Genomic DNA, 15,286 nt, shown 5'->3' with positions numbered 1-15,286 from the left:
CCCGCTGGCTGCCGCCCTCGAGAGATGCTGGGGTCGCGTCACGCACGTCACCGTGAGTCCCATCCACTGGCCGGCCATCGCTCATACGGTTGCCGCGGATCCCACCCGAGACCGATCCCTCCGCCGCGGCCCGCCTGACGGTCGCCGCTCGCGATCCCCGGCAGCGTCCTCACCACCGGCGCCTTGACGGCCAAACAAGCCGTCAACAGGCGCGGCGACGGCAAGGCTCAGGGACTCGGCGCGGTCAGGTACCGCTGGATCGTCGGTGCCAGCCATGCCACGATCTCCGCCCGCGCCAGTCCCACCGCCGGCGGCATCCGCAGCACGTACCGCGTGAGCGCCAGCCCCAGCAGCTGTGACGCCATGAGTGCCGCCCGCGCCGGGGCCTGCTCGGGGTCGGGGCACACCTGCCGGGCCGCGGGCAGTAGCTGTTCTCGCAGAATGCCCTGCATGCGCTCCGCCCCTGCCTGGTTGGTCACGCCGACACGCAGCAGGGCGGTGAGCACCTCGTCGTTCTCCCACATGTCGAGGAAGTGCTCGACGAGGATCCGCCCCGCGCCCTGCCGGCGGTCCGGCCCGCTCACGTCCGGCAGCCGCAGGTCGATGGCGACGGCCGCCGCGAAGAGGCCCTCCTTGTTGCGGTAGTAGCGCATCACCATCGACGGATCGATGTTTGCATCCTTGGCGATGGCGCGGATGGTGGCCCGCTCGTAGCCATCGGTCGCGAAGCGCTCGCGTGCCGCAGCGAGGATCGCACCGCGAGTGGCGTCGGAGCGGCGGAGGGCGCCGGGGCCGGGAACCGGGAAGGTGCTGTCGCTGCCGTTCACATCCACAAGCGTAGGCCAACGGACGTAGGTCAACAAGTGTTCGCCAACGACCGATGGCCAACAACTGTTGACACATCCCTCGGCGCTCTTTACGTTGGTCAACGCGCGTTGGCCAACATACGTTGACCAGGTCAAGGGCAAGCAAACGCTGCAACAGGAGGCCACCATGAACGGCACCGCCACCCTTCGCACCGTGATCGTCGTCGGATCCGGCCCCACCGGACTGCTCCTCGCCGGTGACCTCGCCACAGCCGGCATCAGCGTGACCCTCGTCGAAAAGCGGCCGCGCAAGACCAGCAACCTTTCCCGCGCATTCGGAGTGCACGCCCGCACCCTGGAGCAGCTCGACGCCCGCGGTCTCGCCGACGAACTCCTCACCACCGGGGACACCATCACCGGTCTGCGGCTCTTCCGCCGCCTCTCCCTCGACCTGAGCACGCTGCCCTCGCGTTTCCCGTTCCTGCTCATCACCCCGCAGTACGAGGTCGAGAGGCTCCTGGAGCGGCGGGCCCGGGAGGCTGGGGTCGAGTTCGCGTACGAGAGCGAGGTGGTCGGGCTGCGTCAGGACGACGAGGGGGTCGACGCCGGCGGGCAGGGCATGAACACCGGGCTTCAGGACGCGGCCAACCTGAGCTGGAAACTCGCCGCGGCCGTCCAGGGCCGGGCGCCCGAAGGGCTCCTCGACAGCTACGAGGCCGAGCGCCACCCGGTCGGCAAGGCGGTGCTGCGCAGCAGTGGCGGACTGGTCCGGCTGGCCCGTGCGCGGAATCCGCTGCTGCGTGCCGCCCGCGCCCTTGTCTCCGCGTTCGTCGACCTGGCCCCGCCCGTCCAGCGCAAGGCGCTGGCTCAGATCACCGGGATCGGCTACGCCTACCCCGCCCCCCGCGGCGCCCACCGCCTCACCGGCACTCGCGTCCCCGACGTCGCCCTGAAGAACGGGCGGCTCTACGAGGCCCTGCGCGGTGGCCGGTTCGTACTGATCACGCCCGGGACGTACGAAGGCCCCGGTGTCCGTGAGGGCCGGCTGACCATGGAACGCTGGACGGGCGACCGCCGAACGACCGTCCTGGTACGACCCGACGGGTACGTGGCCTGGGCCGCGGAGGGTGCGGACGCGGCAGAGATCAAGGAGGCAGTGGCCCGGCATCTGACCTCGGCCATTTCCTTCGGATCACCTCGCTGACCAGATGAAGAGGGAGGTGGGCGGGGCAGACGACTTGTCAGAGACGAACGGGACAGGGCTACACAGAGGCAACCGCCCATGAAGCCCTCGAAGCCCTCAAAGCCCTCAAAGCCCTCAACGGAAGGTGCCGTCTACGTTCTTGGTGCCCGGGTTGCCGAGCTCCAGCGAGGACGTCGACGGGTCGACCGTCACGGGGAACTTGGTGGCCGGTCGCCGAAAGTGGCCGATGCGGACTCACTCATGTCCGCTGCACCGGCACCTGTTTTGACCAGTCTGTTTTCACCTACGAGAAGGGGCGTCGCTCCGTGAAGCGATCCATGAAACCACGCCCCTCGCGAGGAGAACTCCGACTACCTCAGCGCGGTGTCGTCGAGCCGAGGCCCCCGGGCGCCTTCGGAACCCGCTCGGGAGCCCCCGCCGCGTCCTTCGGGTCAGGCTCCCGCATGTCGACACGCCAGCCTCCCTCTCCGGTTCCTCCGGTGACCCGGAGCGAGAATCCCTTCACCTGCGCGGTGTCGTGGCAGTACACGACGACGAACTGCCGCAGGGACCCCACGTCGTAGAACTCCGCGGTCACTTTCCCGCCGGCCCCCTTCATCTGCCGAGGCAGGACCAGCTCACCGGACGGTCTTCGAACCGAGTTCGCCCGGCGTCTTCGGCAGCCAGGGCTGAACGGCGGTGGCTTCACCGGGGTCCGGCTCGGCCATGATCACCCGATAGACGTCTTTGTAGTCATCACTCACGGGCCGGACGTTGATCTCTTTGATCTGACCGGTGCCGTGCAGGTAGAGCACGACCATCTGTCGATATGAGCCCTCGTCGTAGAACTCCGCGGTCACTTTCCCGCGGGCGCCCTTGCCGAAGGCGGCAATCCAGTTCTCGGCGGTCTTCCGGGTGACGGCCTTGTCCTGATCGGGGTCGCCCAGGGACACCAGTTCGTCGGCCTTGCCGTCGGCGATGCGCCACACCACCTGCTGGGTGATGCCCAGCATTCCCGTGGAGGGGTACCCGACCACCCCGAGCGGCGGGTGGCTGCTGTAGTCCCCGGCGTACTGCAGGTCCTCGGCGTCGTAGCCTGCCGAACAACCGGTCAGCACAGCGAGTGCCAGTGCCGAAACGAGGCCGGCCCACAGGGACCGTCGCGCTTTCATCAGCCGCCCCGGCCGGAGAGCGCCCATCACCACGATGGGCTTCGAAGTGCTCGTGTTTTTGGAGGTGATCGCAGCCAGGTTGTTGTGATCGCCGTTCCCGTGCTGGGCGATCAGGACGACACCTCGACTGTGGCCGGTCACGACGGCCGTGTGGTTGTACACCAAGTCCCCCTTGAACCTGAAGAACAGGATGTCTCCGGGACGGAGGTTATAGGACTGGTTGATGTGGCCCGGCTGGCGGTAGTTCAGCATGTGGACGGACACGTTCTCCGAAGCGTCCGCCACGGGCAAGCCGTCGTCGCCGAGCTGGGTGCGGGAAGCGGACGGAAGCGTCCGCCTCGACCAGTTGGAAGGGATCAGCTTCGACGCGTCCGAGGGCCCGTACGAGACCGCTCGCCCACCTCGTCGCCGCCCGCCTGGAACACCTCCCCGCGGGGGGGGCGACACCATCCTCGTGGACTGCTGATCGGCGCCTTCACCCTGATCACCAACGCCCTCCTCGCCGCCACGAAGTCCCCGCTGATCTCCGTACGGCGTAGCCAGATCGAACCCGCCGCCGACCAGGGCGACCGGCGGGCGAAGAGCACCTGCAGCCGTTGTCGGCGCGACCTCTCGATCCGCATCCCAGCCTCAAGCGGCACTGCCCGCGGCAGTGAGCGCTTTGTGACTGACCAGAGGGGCGCGGCTTGGGGTCACCCGAAAACGTGAGGTGGTCGGCAGCTCCAGCGAAGCGTGGGGTGGGGTGGGGTGGGGGCGCCCGTCACCAGGCGAGGAACTCTTCAGGAGGTTGCCTAGAGCGAAAGTTCGGATACTCCAGTCGGCCCATTCCGCGGCGCCGCACATGCCCGCTCGCCGAGTATGTCACTGTCATGACGGCTTGCTCGTTCTTCATCTCCTCACGTCTCCTTCCTCCCTTCGCTCCGGCGTCCGTAAGAGGAGTGACGCGGGCTGGGTCCTTTGCCGTTTTGGCGACGGCACTGGCGGCGGCAGGACACCATGTGGTTTTCGCCGGCACGCCATCGGCGAAATCATGTCTGATCGCCGTACTCGGACTGTTCGCCGCAGCCTTGCCGCGAGCCGCAAAGCCGGGCTCGCTGAGCATCGACCTCAGCGCCATGGCCGTCGCCCAGGCAGCCACCTACTGGTGGTTCACCCACCTCGATCAGGCCGGCGAGTCTGCGCCGGTCTCTTCCCACGACGGTCCGTGGGGCATGTCCTACCTCGCCCTGACACTCGCCGTCAGCTGGGCCCTGCACGCCGCCGACACCGCCTGCTCGTGGATGGTGAGCGCGGTACTGGAGGAGCTGGGCTCCTTGGCCGTAAGCCTGGGGCCTCTGTTCGTCCCTTGCATCACCCGCACCGACGCGCACGACCCTCGACCGTTCGTCGATCCTCGAACCAGCCAGAGGGGCGCGTCCCCTCACGGGGCCTTGCTGGCCGACGCGGTGGTGCGCCGCGGCCCGCCTCGGCGTCGCCGCCCGTGACTGCCTGACGCTTCGGCAGTCGTGAGGCCATAAGCGCACGCGCATGCCCACCCGCTTCAGCACCCAGCCGGCTCGGCCGAGGGGGAAACCCCCAGCCGGCTCGCTGACGACGCCGGGGCCGTGGCTGTGCGCCCACCGCCCTCGGCCCGGCCGTATGTCCAGCACTCGTGTGGTGGACATACGGTCACGGCCCCTTGAGTGATCCGAGCAGCAGGAGCCCATGTGACCACCCAACGCATCCACGTGATCCACCCCGCCGACATGCGCCCGGCAGACGTAGAACTGTGGGGCGAACTGCGAGCCAGGACAGCGTCTGTGGCCAATCCGTTCATGAGCCCCGAGTTCTGCCAGGCGGTCGGCCGTGTCCGGCCGGGTGCCAGGGTCGCGGTAGTGCGCCAGAACGGCGAGCCGGCCGGCTTCTTCCCCTTCGAGCGCGGTCGGTGGGGCCGTGGCCGCGCGATCGGCCTGGGAGTCTCCGACTCCCAGGGGGCTGTCCTGCGCCCCGACCTGAACCTGGATCCGCACGAGCTGCTGCGGGCCAGTTCCCTGAGCGTGTGGGAGTTCAACCATCTCGAAAGCGGCCAGGACCTGTTCCTCCCCTTCGCGACGGAGTGCTTCGCCTCACCGGTCATTGACGTCCGCGGCGGCTACACGGCCTACGAAAACCTGCTCCGGACCCGCTCCCGCAAGTTCCTCAAATCGACGTTGGCCCAGGAGCGCCGCCTGGCCAGGCAGGTCGGGCCGCTGCGGTTCGTATTCGACGAACGGAACCCGGAGGCGTTGCGGACGCTGATGGCGTGGAAATCCGCCCAGTACCGCCGTACAGGCCGACGCGACCGGTTCGCCCAGACCTGGATCAACCACCTGGTGCGCAGCCTCGCGGAGACAAGCGCACCCGCATGCTCCGGCGTGCTTTCGGTGCTCTACGCAGGTGACCGGCCCCTCGCCGCGCACTTCGGACTGCGCTCGCGCACCGTCCTGTCGTGCTGGTTCCCCGCGTACGACCGGAGCTTCGCCACGTTCTCCCCCGGTCTCGTTCTCTACCTCCGCATGATCCAGGCGGCCGCCGGCGTCGGCATCGACATGCTCGACCTCGGCAGGGGTGACGCCGCCTACAAGGACTCCCTCAAGACACGAGAGCTCATCGTGCACGAAGGCGCCCTCTTGCGGCCAAGGCCCGGTGCTGCCGTCCACTGGCTCAGCCGAGAGCCGTCACGTGCGGTCCGCCGCTTCGTGCGAGAGCGGCCTCAACTCAAGACCGCAGCCGTACGCACCCTGGAGACCATCGGCAAGATCCGTGGCCACCGCCTCTGAACAGCACCCGCGCCAGCACCAGCACCAGCAAGAGGCAGTCAAGCGATCCGGTTCGTCTTCCGTGCCGCCACCGGCGACCGGCAGCGGTGTGCCCGGGCGGCGCCCCGGCCCTCGGCTGCGCAGCGGCAGAACACCCTTTCAGCCTCCTATTCCGGGTCGGGCGTGGTGGCGACGACGATCTGAGCGGCCTCGGTGATGTTGTCGGCGCGGACGGCGCGGGCCATCGCCTCGTGGGCGGCGTCGGCGGTGGTGTCTGGAGGAACCACGAGCAGGGCGAAGTGGTCGTTGTGGCCACGCGTGATGAGAACGGTATCGTCGCCGACCGGATCGGAGTCGAGGTGCACGACCTGGCCGTCGATGACCAGGCGGGTCGGAAGGCCGTTCCAGGCGGACGCGTCGACGCTCACGCGGGTGATCGGCCCGAGATGCCCGGTCAGCACGCTGATCAGCGCGGGCAGCTCGCTCTCGATGTCACGCGTGCGCGGCCACCACGCGCCGTCCAGAAGCCCCGCCCGGGAGCTGGTGGTCTCCAGCCGCAGCAGGGCCGTGCCGGGTTTGACCGCCCGGTGGATCGCATCAGGCAGGAGCAATGGAGGCCGGTGGGGAATGTCGGAGTCAGCCATGTGGATCCACCCGTCAAGGGAGTGCGGCAGCGCCACACCCCACGTCAGCACCGGCGCCGACCTGCACGACGCACGCGAGCTTGCCGTCGTTTCACGGTACTCCCGCCGCCCGCACCGCCGCTCGTCACAGCGCCTCCACCGGAAAATACCTGGTCACACCGGTCATTCCTCATCGATCGCGCGTAGAGTGGATGCACCGGAAGTCCTTCGCGCACTGGCTTTCACGCAGGTGCCATTTCCGGCGATCGCCTAAATAACGGGCTGCCGACGGGCAGTCCGGGGGCAGGTCCGCATCATGACCACCACCCTCGACCGGATGACGCCCCGCGACCTCGCCGCAGAGCTCCCGGCACGCTTGTCCCTCACCCCGAAGACCACCCTCGCCGGCCAGTTGGACGGGGCCTGGTGGCCGTACGCCCGTGACCTCGAAGGCGAGCTACCACCGCTGGCTGCCGCCCTGGAGAGATGTTGGGGTCGCATCACGCGCGTCACCGTGAGTCCCATCCACTGGCCGGTCGTCCCTCATACGGTCGCCGTGGGCGGGCGCCTGCTGCACGTGGGCTGGTTCACCGAACAGGATCCCGACAAGCTGATCCTGCTCTCCTGCATCGTGGGGCGCTGGGACCTCCTCGTCGTCCCACCCGAGACGGATCCCTCCGCCGCGGCCCGCCTGATGGCCGCCGCCGCGATCCCCGGCAGCGTCCTCACCGCCGGCGCCCTGATGGCCAACGAAGCCGTCATCGGGCGCGGCATCCACGACTCCGTGCGCCGGGAAGCCACCTGGGAGGCCGAAGGCGGGGCCTGCATGTCCCCCTATGGGGGCCCGATGGACCGAAGCGCCCTCCTCCCGTTGACCGGAAACCCCTGGAGGTGAGTGACATGGAGACCCTCGTCCTCATCGCGGTGATCATCCTCGCGACCGGTATCGGCATACGGCTGATCCATCTGCTCAACGCCCAGCATGATGCCCGGATCGAGACCTACCGCTTCAGTGACCCCTTGCCGAGACCTCCCGGCCTCGCCGACGACACCGGTCGTTGGGCCCGCCACACAGGTGCCGGCCAGTGAACAACAGACCTGTCCTCCGACCGGGGCAGCGGGTGGGGCGCGATGGCGCCCCACCCGCAGGAATCTCGCCCACTCCGAAGGGAGACACGCCCACGTGAAGTACATCGAGACCCAGACACTGCCGTCGCTCGGGCACGCCGAAGTACGGATCATCGCGCACACACCCGAAGCCGCCCGCGCAGTCGCAGAGGCCCTCCGCCGATGCTTCGCGGGCGCGGAACAGCGCAGCTATCCCGGCCTCGACGGCGACACCCGCCTCCACCTCACCGTGGACACGGCAACACCCACCAGCCCAGCCCGCTCCTGGCTTACCGCCAGCCGCAACCCGGCCGGCCCAGGTGCCCACTCCGACGAAATCTGAGAACCCGCAACGGGCTGCGGAGCCCACCGGCGATCTCTGGATGTCGGTAACGGCCTGCCACGTGAGGCGGGTCGTGGATCCTGGCCACCCGGGCGACAACGACGAGCCCTCCGACTCCGGAGGGCTCGTCGTGCCGTTCCCGGATGAGCCGGTTACCGTCCTGCGTGATCACGCTCGGGCAGGCGAGCCCCTCGAGCGTCTCCTCGGTGATCGTCTGGCCCAGCGTGAACTCAGCTGAGACGTTCTTGAGCGAAGTCAGGTGCATCATCAGCCACCGGTCGGCATGGTCGGGGCGGATCTCCACCGTCGGCTTGGCCTTCATGGCCGGCTGCCGCTGCATCATCCCGACCCCCGCCGCCTTCAGGCCACATCGGGATGGCATCGGCCCCGTTCCCGCTGCCCCTATCCACGCGCCGGGTCTGCAGAACCCTCGTCGAACACTCAGTCCGTGTCTTCTTGCGGCCGGACTCCGTAGCACCCGTGGGGCGATTTTGCAGTCGGCATCCCGCTTCTTCACCTGCCCTCTTCAGGCCCGGACAGGGCCGTCGGGCCGCACAGGTGGGGCGTGGCGCCGAGGCGTTTGGCGATGGCGGTGGCGGTGGTTTCGCGGGTCAGCAAAAGGCCGGCGCGCGCACCGGGCGGAGCGGGCCGCCTGGCTGGCTGAACGAAGTGACCCCGCCATGGGAACGGCCTCCCCTTGGAGGATGAGGGGAGGCCGGCCCGTGCAGGGTCTTACGCTGCGGCTGGTTCACATGGCGGCGCTGGAGGTGCCGGCATGACGAGCGCGCCGGGTCCAGGACTCGGAGCTGTCAGTGCTCGCCGTGGTGGTCGGCCTTGTGGTGGCCGTCGAGGCCGCCGTTGTTGATGCAGGTGTTGCCGAAGGCGGGGTTGAGGAGGCCGACGACGTTGACGGTGTTGCCGCAAAGGTTGACCGGGATGTGGATCGGCACCTGGACGACGTTGCCCGACAGGACACCCGGGGAGCCGATGGCAGCGCCCTCGGCCGTGGCGTCGGCGGCGGCCACGCCGGCCCCGCCTGCCAGGACAGCACCAGCGGCGGCGGTAACGGCTACGGCCTTGGTGAAACGGAACATCAAGATCTCCTTGAACTGACTCTGCCGCGGGAAGTACGGCACGAACGACGTCCCCCACAACGACCTGAGCCGCCTCCCGTCACGGACGATGGGCCGAACCGGTGAGATCGAGAGACGTCCGCTCAGCCTGACCCAGGCCGTTCCCCACAACTCGGCCCTCCCGCCCACAGCTCGGCGCGGTGCTCACCCACGTTGTGAACGCTCGCCCAGTGGTCGCCCCTCTGCGCGTTTGTCAGGCGACGCGGAGGATGCTCTTGCCATGGGTTGCGCCCTCCGCGAGGCGCTGCACGGCCATGGCCAGGTCCCCGAGGGCGTACTCGGTGGTGATGTCGATCCGGACCTTGCCGTCGGCGACGAGTCCGAGTGCGCGGCGGGCACTGTCGGCGAGCCGCTCGGGGTGGGTCTGACCGAGCAGGTTGCTGTTGTAGGTCAGGAGTGACTTGTCGTGCATGAGGAGGTCGTTGACGTTGGCGAGGACGGGTTCGTACGTGGCGAGGTTGCCGTATGCCACCAGCCGGCCGTGTACTGCGAGCTGCTCGAGGCCGGCGGTGCGGGTCGAGCCGCCGACCGGGTCGAGGATGACGTCGGGCCTCTCGTCGCCGAGGTTGGCCGGGAACTCCTCACGGAGCAGAAGCTGGTCGTACCCGAACTGTGCGGCGTAGTCGGCCCTGTCCGCAGTGCCGACCACACCGACGATCCGGCCCGCTCCGGCCAGCCGGGCGAACTGGGCTGCGAGCGTGCCGACTGAGCCGGCGGCGGCGTGGATCAGCACGCTTTCGCCGGGCCGCACGTGCGCGACGGTGTTGATCAGGTCGTAGGCGGTCGGTGCTCCCCACCCGAGACCTGCGGCTGTCCTCAGCGGCATGCTGCCGATGTCCAACGTGAGCGTGGCGGGCGCCAGGACCACCTCCGCGTAGGCCCCTGAGGTGGTCAGCGCGGTGACGGCCTCACCCACACGGCGTGCGTCGATCCCCGCACCGACCGCGACGATGTGCCCGGACGCCTCGAACCCCGGGACGAAGGGACGCGGTACGGCGAAGTGGCCGTCCCTGACCATGGTGTCGCCCCACTGGATCCCGGCGTAGGCCACGCGGATCGCCACTTGACCGGGGCCCGGGGTGGGCTCATCGAGTTCGGCGACCCGGTAGTGGTCATCGGAGTCGAGAACGACAGCCTTCACGATTACAGCCCCCTGTGTTGACTCAGTATCCTTACAGTCCCGAACGCTAGGTGTATAAGGTTCCTGAGTCAACCCATGAACCTGTCAATGAATGGGAGCACGCAACGTGGCGGAAGCCCCGATCGAGCACGACCTCTGTACGCGGATCAGGCGCTCCGAGCAGGCGTTGATGGCGCATCACGAGGCAGTACTGCGTACCTACGGGCTGACGATGACGCAGTACACGGTGCTGTTGACCCTCTCGCGCGAAGGCGGCATGTCCGGCGCCCAACTGGCCCGTTCCTGCGGCGTCACGCAGCAGAGCATGAGCAGCGTGCTCGCCAACATGGAGACCAAGGAACTGATCCACCGCGAGACATCTCCCGTGCACGCCAAGGTGCAGATCGCCACCCTCACCGATGCGGGCCAGGCGCTGTTGGACCGGGCCTACCAGGAGGTGATCATCCTTGAGCGCGCCCTCGCCGACGCGTTCACGCCCTCCGAACACGCTGCACTCTGCGACCTTCTGGAACGTGCCACCAGTGTCCTGGCCAAACAGACGCGCCACGCGGCAGCCCCGCACGCCACCTGAGCCCGCGAGACTTGCCCCCCGTGGCCGGCTTGACGACGCCGAAGCCGGCTGCGCCGACACCGGCGAGCACCAAGGTGTACGGGCCGTAGGCGAACGGCCCGGTCGCGGTGGGTGCCATGCCGGGAACCCGGGTGGGCTTCGCAGCCGGCAGGATCGGGGCGAGGGCCGGCGCAGACGGTGGACTTGGGCATGGTTCATTCCCCCGAGGTGGCGGTGCAGTTGCACGGCGGCGGCCTGCGCGGCTTTGTGCACCAGGATCTCGGAGCGCGTCGGGGCGGTGGCCAGCCAGGTCTGGGTGCGCCGGCCGGCGGCCAGGTCATAACCTCGTTGTACAACCAGGTTATGACTGGCAGGATCCGTCCCATGCCTACCTTCCCCGCACGCGACGGAACCCCGCTCTCGTACCGCGTCATCGGTGAGGGCGACCCAGTCGTCTGCATTCCGGGAGGCCCCGCGGACTCCGTCTACCTCGGGGACCTCGGCGGCCTGTCCGCCCACCACCGACTGATCATCCTGGACCTTCGCGGCACCGGCCGCTCCGCCATCCCGGACGACACCTCCTCCTACCGCTGCGATCGCCTGGTCGACGACGTCGAGGCCTTGCGCGAGCACCTCGGCCTTCCGCGGATGGACCTGCTCGGCCACTCCGCCGGGACGAACATCGCGACGCAGTACACGGCCCGATACCCGGAGAAGGTCGGCAAGCTCGCCCTCATCGGCCCCAGCTCCCGAGCTCTCGACATAGCGATCACGGCAGAGACCCGACGTGAGCTCGCGGAGCTTCGGAAGGACGAGCCGTGGTTCCCCGCGGCGTCCGCCGCGCTGCAGGCGATCGGTGAGGGTACGGGCAGCGACTGGGAAGCCGTCGCACCCTTCTTCTGGGGCCGGTGGGACGCCACGGCGCAGACGCACCACGCGGCCAGCCAGCCGAGCAACAGGGAAGCGGTCGCTCTCTTCGCGGCCGAGGGCGCCTTCAGCCCGACGAGCACGCGTGCGGCGCTCGCCTCCTGCCAGGCTCCCGTTCTGCTGCTCACGGGAGAGTTCGATTTGAACAGCCCGCCCGTGGCCGCGGCCGAGTTCGCGCAAGCGTTCCCTGACGCCACGCTCGCGGTGCAGCCTGGAGCGGGCCACTATCCGTGGCTCGACGACGCCGACTGGTTCGTGGCCACCACAGCGGCGTTCCTCCGCAGATGACCCCGCACACGCCCCCCGGCGCCCGACCTGGGCGCGAGGGGCTCCGCCGCAGAGCCCGGGCACGCCGCCACCGCCACCGCCACCGCCACCGCCACCGCCACCGCCACCGCCACCGGCGACGCCGGGAACCCGCGGCGCTCTCGATCACCCACGCCGGGCCGACTCAGTCACTGAGGGCTGAACGGCAAGGTCAGGGTTGTACGCAGGAGCTCCAAGGGCGGTGGCTGCGGGGCTGGAGGGATCGTCTGTCCGCCAGGCCAGCGCTACCCGGCCGCGTAGCCGAGGCTCGGTGATCTCCAGTGTCCGCAGTGAACGCCAGGACCCTCATGTTCGTCGGAGCCGCCCTCCACGGCATCGAACTGCGCGCCGACGACCTCGACGACCACCGACTGCCCGGTTCGGGCCGCAGACCACCCCGGCCGCAACCGGATCGACAGCGCCCGAGACCCGTTGAGCGCACGGGCGGCCGGTCCCGTACGCGCTCGTACGACGGGGATACCGGCCCCTGCTCGCCGGATGTGCCGGAGTGCCGTGCGCACGCTTCGCGTACACCGGCGGGTCGGCGGTGCATGCTGCTCAGGCGGTCGCCGTCGACGGCCGTGGGTGCGGCATGTTCCAGCCCTCGGCGAGTCTCGAGGTGTGAACCGTGTGCCCACCGCCGAAGAACTCGCAGAACTTCATGATCAGTGGGTCCCAGCCGAGCGGATCCACGTAGGCCGTCCCGGGGATGACCAGGTCCTCCTCGACATGGGCGCGAAGGACCTCCACCTCGAAGGCGGTGGCGTGCGAGCCGGGACCGCCGAAGGGGTGGGTCGAGACGACCCGACACTCCAGCTGCACCGGACATTCCGCGACCCTCGGCGCCCGCACCAGGTCAGACGCCTGCTCGGTCAGTCGGGCTGCCGAGAACTTGTCCGGCTCGTACCGGTAGCCCTGCTTCGCCTTGCGGTCCGACAGGGCCGGCTTCCCGGTGGTGAGCGCGATCCGGTCGACGGCATCGACCATCGCCGAAGAGGGCAGGTTGAGCACGCACTCGCCTTCTCGCAGCAGGTTCGCGGTGGTCTGGGCGCTGTCGCCCAGACCGAGCATGCACGACTGGCCCAGCCACCACGCCGAGGACATCGGCGCGAGATTCGCCGTGCCGTCCTCATTGAGCGAGCTGATCAGCACCACCGGAGTCCCGAAGTAGAGGACCTTGATTCCTGGTACGACGTGCATGCGCTGTGCCTTTCGCCAAGTTCCGGACGGGCGGGCCCGCGAGCGGGAACGCGGGCCTTCGCCGACTCTCGCCTGAGCGGACCACCGGCGCTGGCGGAAATGCGCCATGGCGTTTCGAGCTATGGGAACGCTCGCAGGGCGTCAGCGGATTCCGGAGCCAGGATGCACGGCATCCCATTCCCGGCGTGCCCGCGCGATGGAATCGCGGTGGTCGGCTGACCAATGCGCGAGGGCTTGCACCAGATGCGTGAGGCTGTGACCCATCGTCGTGAGTTCGTACTCGACCTGCGGGGGCACTGTCGGGTGCACCGTCCGGCTGATCAGCCCGTCGCGTTCCAGTCGGCGCACGGTGAGCGTCAGCATCCGCTGCGAGATACCGGGTACGGCGCGTTGCAGTTGTCGAAAGCGACGTACGCCCTGGGCCAGTTCGACCACCACCAGGACCGACCACTTGTCCCCGATCCGGTCGAGCACGTCACGGATACCGCAATCCTCATGCTCCTCGCCGCACGTGACGACGGGTTCGGTGGTTACCTCGGTGTGCCCTACTGACATGGAAGTGCCTCCTTATCCTCCGTGGCGCGAACCCGCAGGATGGGCCCGGTTACCGAAGAGAACCTACCGGAGGGGAAGATCTTGATGATCATGGTTACCGGAGCTGCCGGCGCCTTGGGCGCGCTGATTGCCGAGCGGCTGGCTGATCGTGACGACACCGTCCTCGGGACGCGCGATCCCCAGCACCTCCCGGCCGCACTGCCCGTCCGCCGCATCGACTTCGACGATCGCAGCACCCTCGCCAGGGGCTTCGCCGGTGTGGACGTGCTGGTCCTGATCTCCGCGGGCCAGGGCGAGGACGACACGGTCATAGCCCGGCACGGCGCCGCCATCGACGCTGCCGAGACGGCCGGAGTGGGGCATGTCGTCTACACGAGCCTGACCGCCGACGGCGATCACCTCCCTTACGCGCTGCCGCACCGCTGGACGGAGAGGCGGCTGCGCGAGAGCACCATGCGCTGGACGATCCTCCGCAACGGCCTCTACGCGGAGTTGCTGGCCGGGCTCGCGCCGTTGGACAGCGGCCGGATCACTGCGCCGCTCGGTGAGGGCCGTCTGGCAGCCGTCGCGCGGGCGGATCTGGCGGACGCCGCGGTACGGGTGGCGGTGGAGGCGTCCGCTCACGCAGGACGCGTCTATGAGCTCGTCGGCGAGCAGGCGATCGGCGGCGCCGACCTGGCCCGCGCCCACGGACCGCACGTCACCTATGAGCCGGAGACGCTCGCCCGGGCCCGCGCGCGCATCACCGCCTCCGGCGCTGAACAGTTCCAGGTGCCGATGCTGGTGGGCACCTACTCCGCCATCGCTGCCGGCTTCATGTCCCGAACCGGCGGGGACCTCCGTCACCTCCTGGGTCGCGCACCCCGGTCCCCGCTCGCACCAACCCTCGCATAGCCGCAGAACACGGGGCCCGAGTGGGACCTCCGTCCGCACGTGCCCGAGCGACGGCGTCGAGGAGGCCGAAGGGCGGACGGCGGCGGCTTCGCCACGGTGCACTCCTCGACGTGCACCGGCATCAGACGGGCCAGGGGTAGGCCCGCGGGCGACCTCGACACCTGCTCGGCGTCGATGGTCCGAAGCGCAGGAGCGATCCCATCACGGGCGGCAGTAGCCGCGGCGACACGGGGTGGCCGGCGTGACGGGCCGGTAGAGCGGTGATCCGTACCCGGTCGTCCCTCTTGGTGATGCTCCCGTCCAGCCAGGTGGCCGGGGCCCTGGGCCCGGGCTGCGAGGGCGGTGCCCCGATCGCGGGGGAGATCGACCGCGAGGGCATCGGCACCGCCGTGGACAAGCTCCGTGACGAGGCGTTGCGCGGGCGTCCCGCCCTGTGGATGCGCTGGGACGGAGCGCTGCACGCCGAACCGGCGGCGGGGGTCGCCCGCCTGCGCCTGCCGACGCGTGCGACCCGCTCCCCCCACGTCCCGCACTCCCTGGCCCCCGTCGGCGACCCAGCCGCGATCACC

19 protein-coding genes are annotated in these 15,286 nt (G+C 69.3%); 10 read left to right on the top strand and 9 right to left on the bottom strand.

Annotation, left to right across the window (positions count from 1 at the left end):
• Positions 1-4: 4 nt before the first annotated feature.
• Positions 5-187 (top strand): hypothetical protein, encoded by a 183-nt coding sequence (locus tag AC07FY_RS19175; protein WP_479007999.1) that lies wholly within the window; start codon positions 5-7, stop codon positions 185-187.
• 40 nt (positions 188-227) lie between these two features.
• On the opposite strand, the gene AC07FY_RS19170 is transcribed toward AC07FY_RS19175, so the two are convergent.
• The gene (locus AC07FY_RS19170; protein WP_479007680.1) at positions 228-827 is read right to left on the bottom strand and encodes a TetR/AcrR family transcriptional regulator; all 600 of its coding nucleotides are present in this window, start codon (positions 825-827) and stop codon (positions 228-230) included.
• Positions 828-993: 166 nt separating this feature from the next.
• Between AC07FY_RS19170 and AC07FY_RS19165 the strand changes: the two genes are divergently transcribed.
• On the top strand, positions 994-2,010 hold the full coding sequence (locus AC07FY_RS19165; RefSeq protein WP_479007678.1) for an FAD-dependent monooxygenase: 1,017 nt from the start codon (positions 994-996) through the stop codon (positions 2,008-2,010).
• Between the two features lie 355 nt (positions 2,011-2,365).
• Here the strand turns inward: AC07FY_RS19165 and AC07FY_RS19160 are convergent, their stop codons facing one another.
• Both AC07FY_RS19160 and AC07FY_RS19155 read right to left on the bottom strand, forming a co-directional pair.
• Positions 2,366-2,587: a hypothetical protein gene (locus AC07FY_RS19160; protein WP_479007676.1), complete on the bottom strand. Its 222-nt coding sequence runs from the start codon at positions 2,585-2,587 to the stop codon at positions 2,366-2,368.
• Between the two features lie 40 nt (positions 2,588-2,627).
• Positions 2,628-3,413 carry an amidase domain-containing protein gene (locus AC07FY_RS19155; RefSeq protein ID WP_479007674.1) on the bottom strand — a complete coding sequence of 262 codons (786 nt, stop codon included), beginning with the start codon at positions 3,411-3,413 and terminating at the stop codon, positions 2,628-2,630.
• A 713-nt stretch (positions 3,414-4,126) separates the two neighbouring features.
• On the opposite strand from AC07FY_RS19155, the gene AC07FY_RS19150 reads away from it, so the two are divergent.
• Together AC07FY_RS19150 and AC07FY_RS19145 are read left to right on the top strand one after the other, a co-directional pair.
• Complete coding sequence (locus AC07FY_RS19150; protein WP_479007672.1) at positions 4,127-4,645, top strand: hypothetical protein; 519 nt, start codon at positions 4,127-4,129, stop codon at positions 4,643-4,645.
• A 222-nt stretch (positions 4,646-4,867) separates the two neighbouring features.
• The gene (locus AC07FY_RS19145; protein WP_479007670.1) at positions 4,868-5,959 is read left to right on the top strand and encodes a GNAT family N-acetyltransferase; all 1,092 of its coding nucleotides are present in this window, start codon (positions 4,868-4,870) and stop codon (positions 5,957-5,959) included.
• A 146-nt stretch (positions 5,960-6,105) separates the two neighbouring features.
• On the opposite strand, the gene AC07FY_RS19140 is transcribed toward AC07FY_RS19145, so the two are convergent.
• Positions 6,106-6,582 (bottom strand): DUF5994 family protein, encoded by a 477-nt coding sequence (locus AC07FY_RS19140; RefSeq protein WP_479007668.1) that lies wholly within the window; start codon positions 6,580-6,582, stop codon positions 6,106-6,108.
• 295 nt (positions 6,583-6,877) lie between these two features.
• On the opposite strand from AC07FY_RS19140, the gene AC07FY_RS19135 reads away from it, so the two are divergent.
• The 3 genes from AC07FY_RS19135 (at position 6,878) to AC07FY_RS19125 (ending at position 8,011) form a co-directional block, all read left to right on the top strand.
• On the top strand, positions 6,878-7,456 hold the full coding sequence (locus AC07FY_RS19135; RefSeq protein ID WP_479007666.1) for a DUF5994 family protein: 579 nt from the start codon (positions 6,878-6,880) through the stop codon (positions 7,454-7,456).
• Between the two features lie 5 nt (positions 7,457-7,461).
• On the top strand, positions 7,462-7,650 hold the full coding sequence (locus AC07FY_RS19130; protein WP_479007664.1) for a hypothetical protein: 189 nt from the start codon (positions 7,462-7,464) through the stop codon (positions 7,648-7,650).
• 94 nt (positions 7,651-7,744) lie between these two features.
• Positions 7,745-8,011: a hypothetical protein gene (locus tag AC07FY_RS19125; protein ID WP_479007662.1), complete on the top strand. Its 267-nt coding sequence runs from the start codon at positions 7,745-7,747 to the stop codon at positions 8,009-8,011.
• On the opposite strand, the gene AC07FY_RS19120 is transcribed toward AC07FY_RS19125, so the two are convergent.
• The 3 genes from AC07FY_RS19120 to AC07FY_RS19110 form a co-directional block, all read right to left on the bottom strand.
• Entirely contained in the window at positions 7,959-8,354 is a 396-nt protein-coding gene (locus AC07FY_RS19120) for a lipocalin/fatty acid-binding family protein (RefSeq protein WP_479007660.1), read from the bottom strand. The two genes, AC07FY_RS19125 and AC07FY_RS19120, sit on opposite strands and share 53 nt — an antisense overlap.
• Before the next feature lie 466 nt (positions 8,355-8,820).
• Positions 8,821-9,105, bottom strand: a complete 285-nt coding sequence (locus AC07FY_RS19115; protein WP_479007658.1) for a chaplin — start codon at positions 9,103-9,105, stop codon at positions 8,821-8,823.
• A 232-nt stretch (positions 9,106-9,337) separates the two neighbouring features.
• On the bottom strand, positions 9,338-10,285 hold the full coding sequence (locus AC07FY_RS19110; RefSeq protein WP_479007656.1) for a quinone oxidoreductase family protein: 948 nt from the start codon (positions 10,283-10,285) through the stop codon (positions 9,338-9,340).
• A 91-nt stretch (positions 10,286-10,376) separates the two neighbouring features.
• Between AC07FY_RS19110 and AC07FY_RS19105 the strand changes: the two genes are divergently transcribed.
• On the top strand, positions 10,377-10,856 hold the full coding sequence (locus tag AC07FY_RS19105) for a MarR family winged helix-turn-helix transcriptional regulator (protein WP_479007654.1): 480 nt from the start codon (positions 10,377-10,379) through the stop codon (positions 10,854-10,856).
• A 363-nt stretch (positions 10,857-11,219) separates the two neighbouring features.
• Positions 11,220-12,050 (top strand): alpha/beta fold hydrolase, encoded by an 831-nt coding sequence (locus AC07FY_RS19100; protein ID WP_479007652.1) that lies wholly within the window; start codon positions 11,220-11,222, stop codon positions 12,048-12,050.
• A 576-nt stretch (positions 12,051-12,626) separates the two neighbouring features.
• On the opposite strand, the gene AC07FY_RS19095 is transcribed toward AC07FY_RS19100, so the two are convergent.
• Both AC07FY_RS19095 and AC07FY_RS19090 read right to left on the bottom strand, forming a co-directional pair.
• A complete protein-coding gene (locus AC07FY_RS19095) occupies positions 12,627-13,268 on the bottom strand; it encodes a flavin reductase family protein (RefSeq protein ID WP_479007650.1) in 642 nt (213 codons plus the stop codon).
• Positions 13,269-13,409: 141 nt separating this feature from the next.
• On the bottom strand, positions 13,410-13,823 hold the full coding sequence (locus AC07FY_RS19090; protein ID WP_479007648.1) for a winged helix-turn-helix transcriptional regulator: 414 nt from the start codon (positions 13,821-13,823) through the stop codon (positions 13,410-13,412).
• Positions 13,824-13,913: 90 nt separating this feature from the next.
• Here AC07FY_RS19090 and AC07FY_RS19085 point away from each other — a divergent pair, with 90 nt between their 5' ends.
• Positions 13,914-14,717: an NAD(P)H-binding protein gene (locus AC07FY_RS19085; RefSeq protein WP_479007646.1), complete on the top strand. Its 804-nt coding sequence runs from the start codon at positions 13,914-13,916 to the stop codon at positions 14,715-14,717.
• The last annotated feature ends 569 nt before the right edge of the window (positions 14,718-15,286 follow it).

The organism is Streptomyces sp. NPDC045967 (assembly GCF_056430495.1).
The sequence above is the reverse complement of the archived record's forward strand: the minus strand, read 5'-3'. Positions and strand labels throughout refer to the sequence as shown.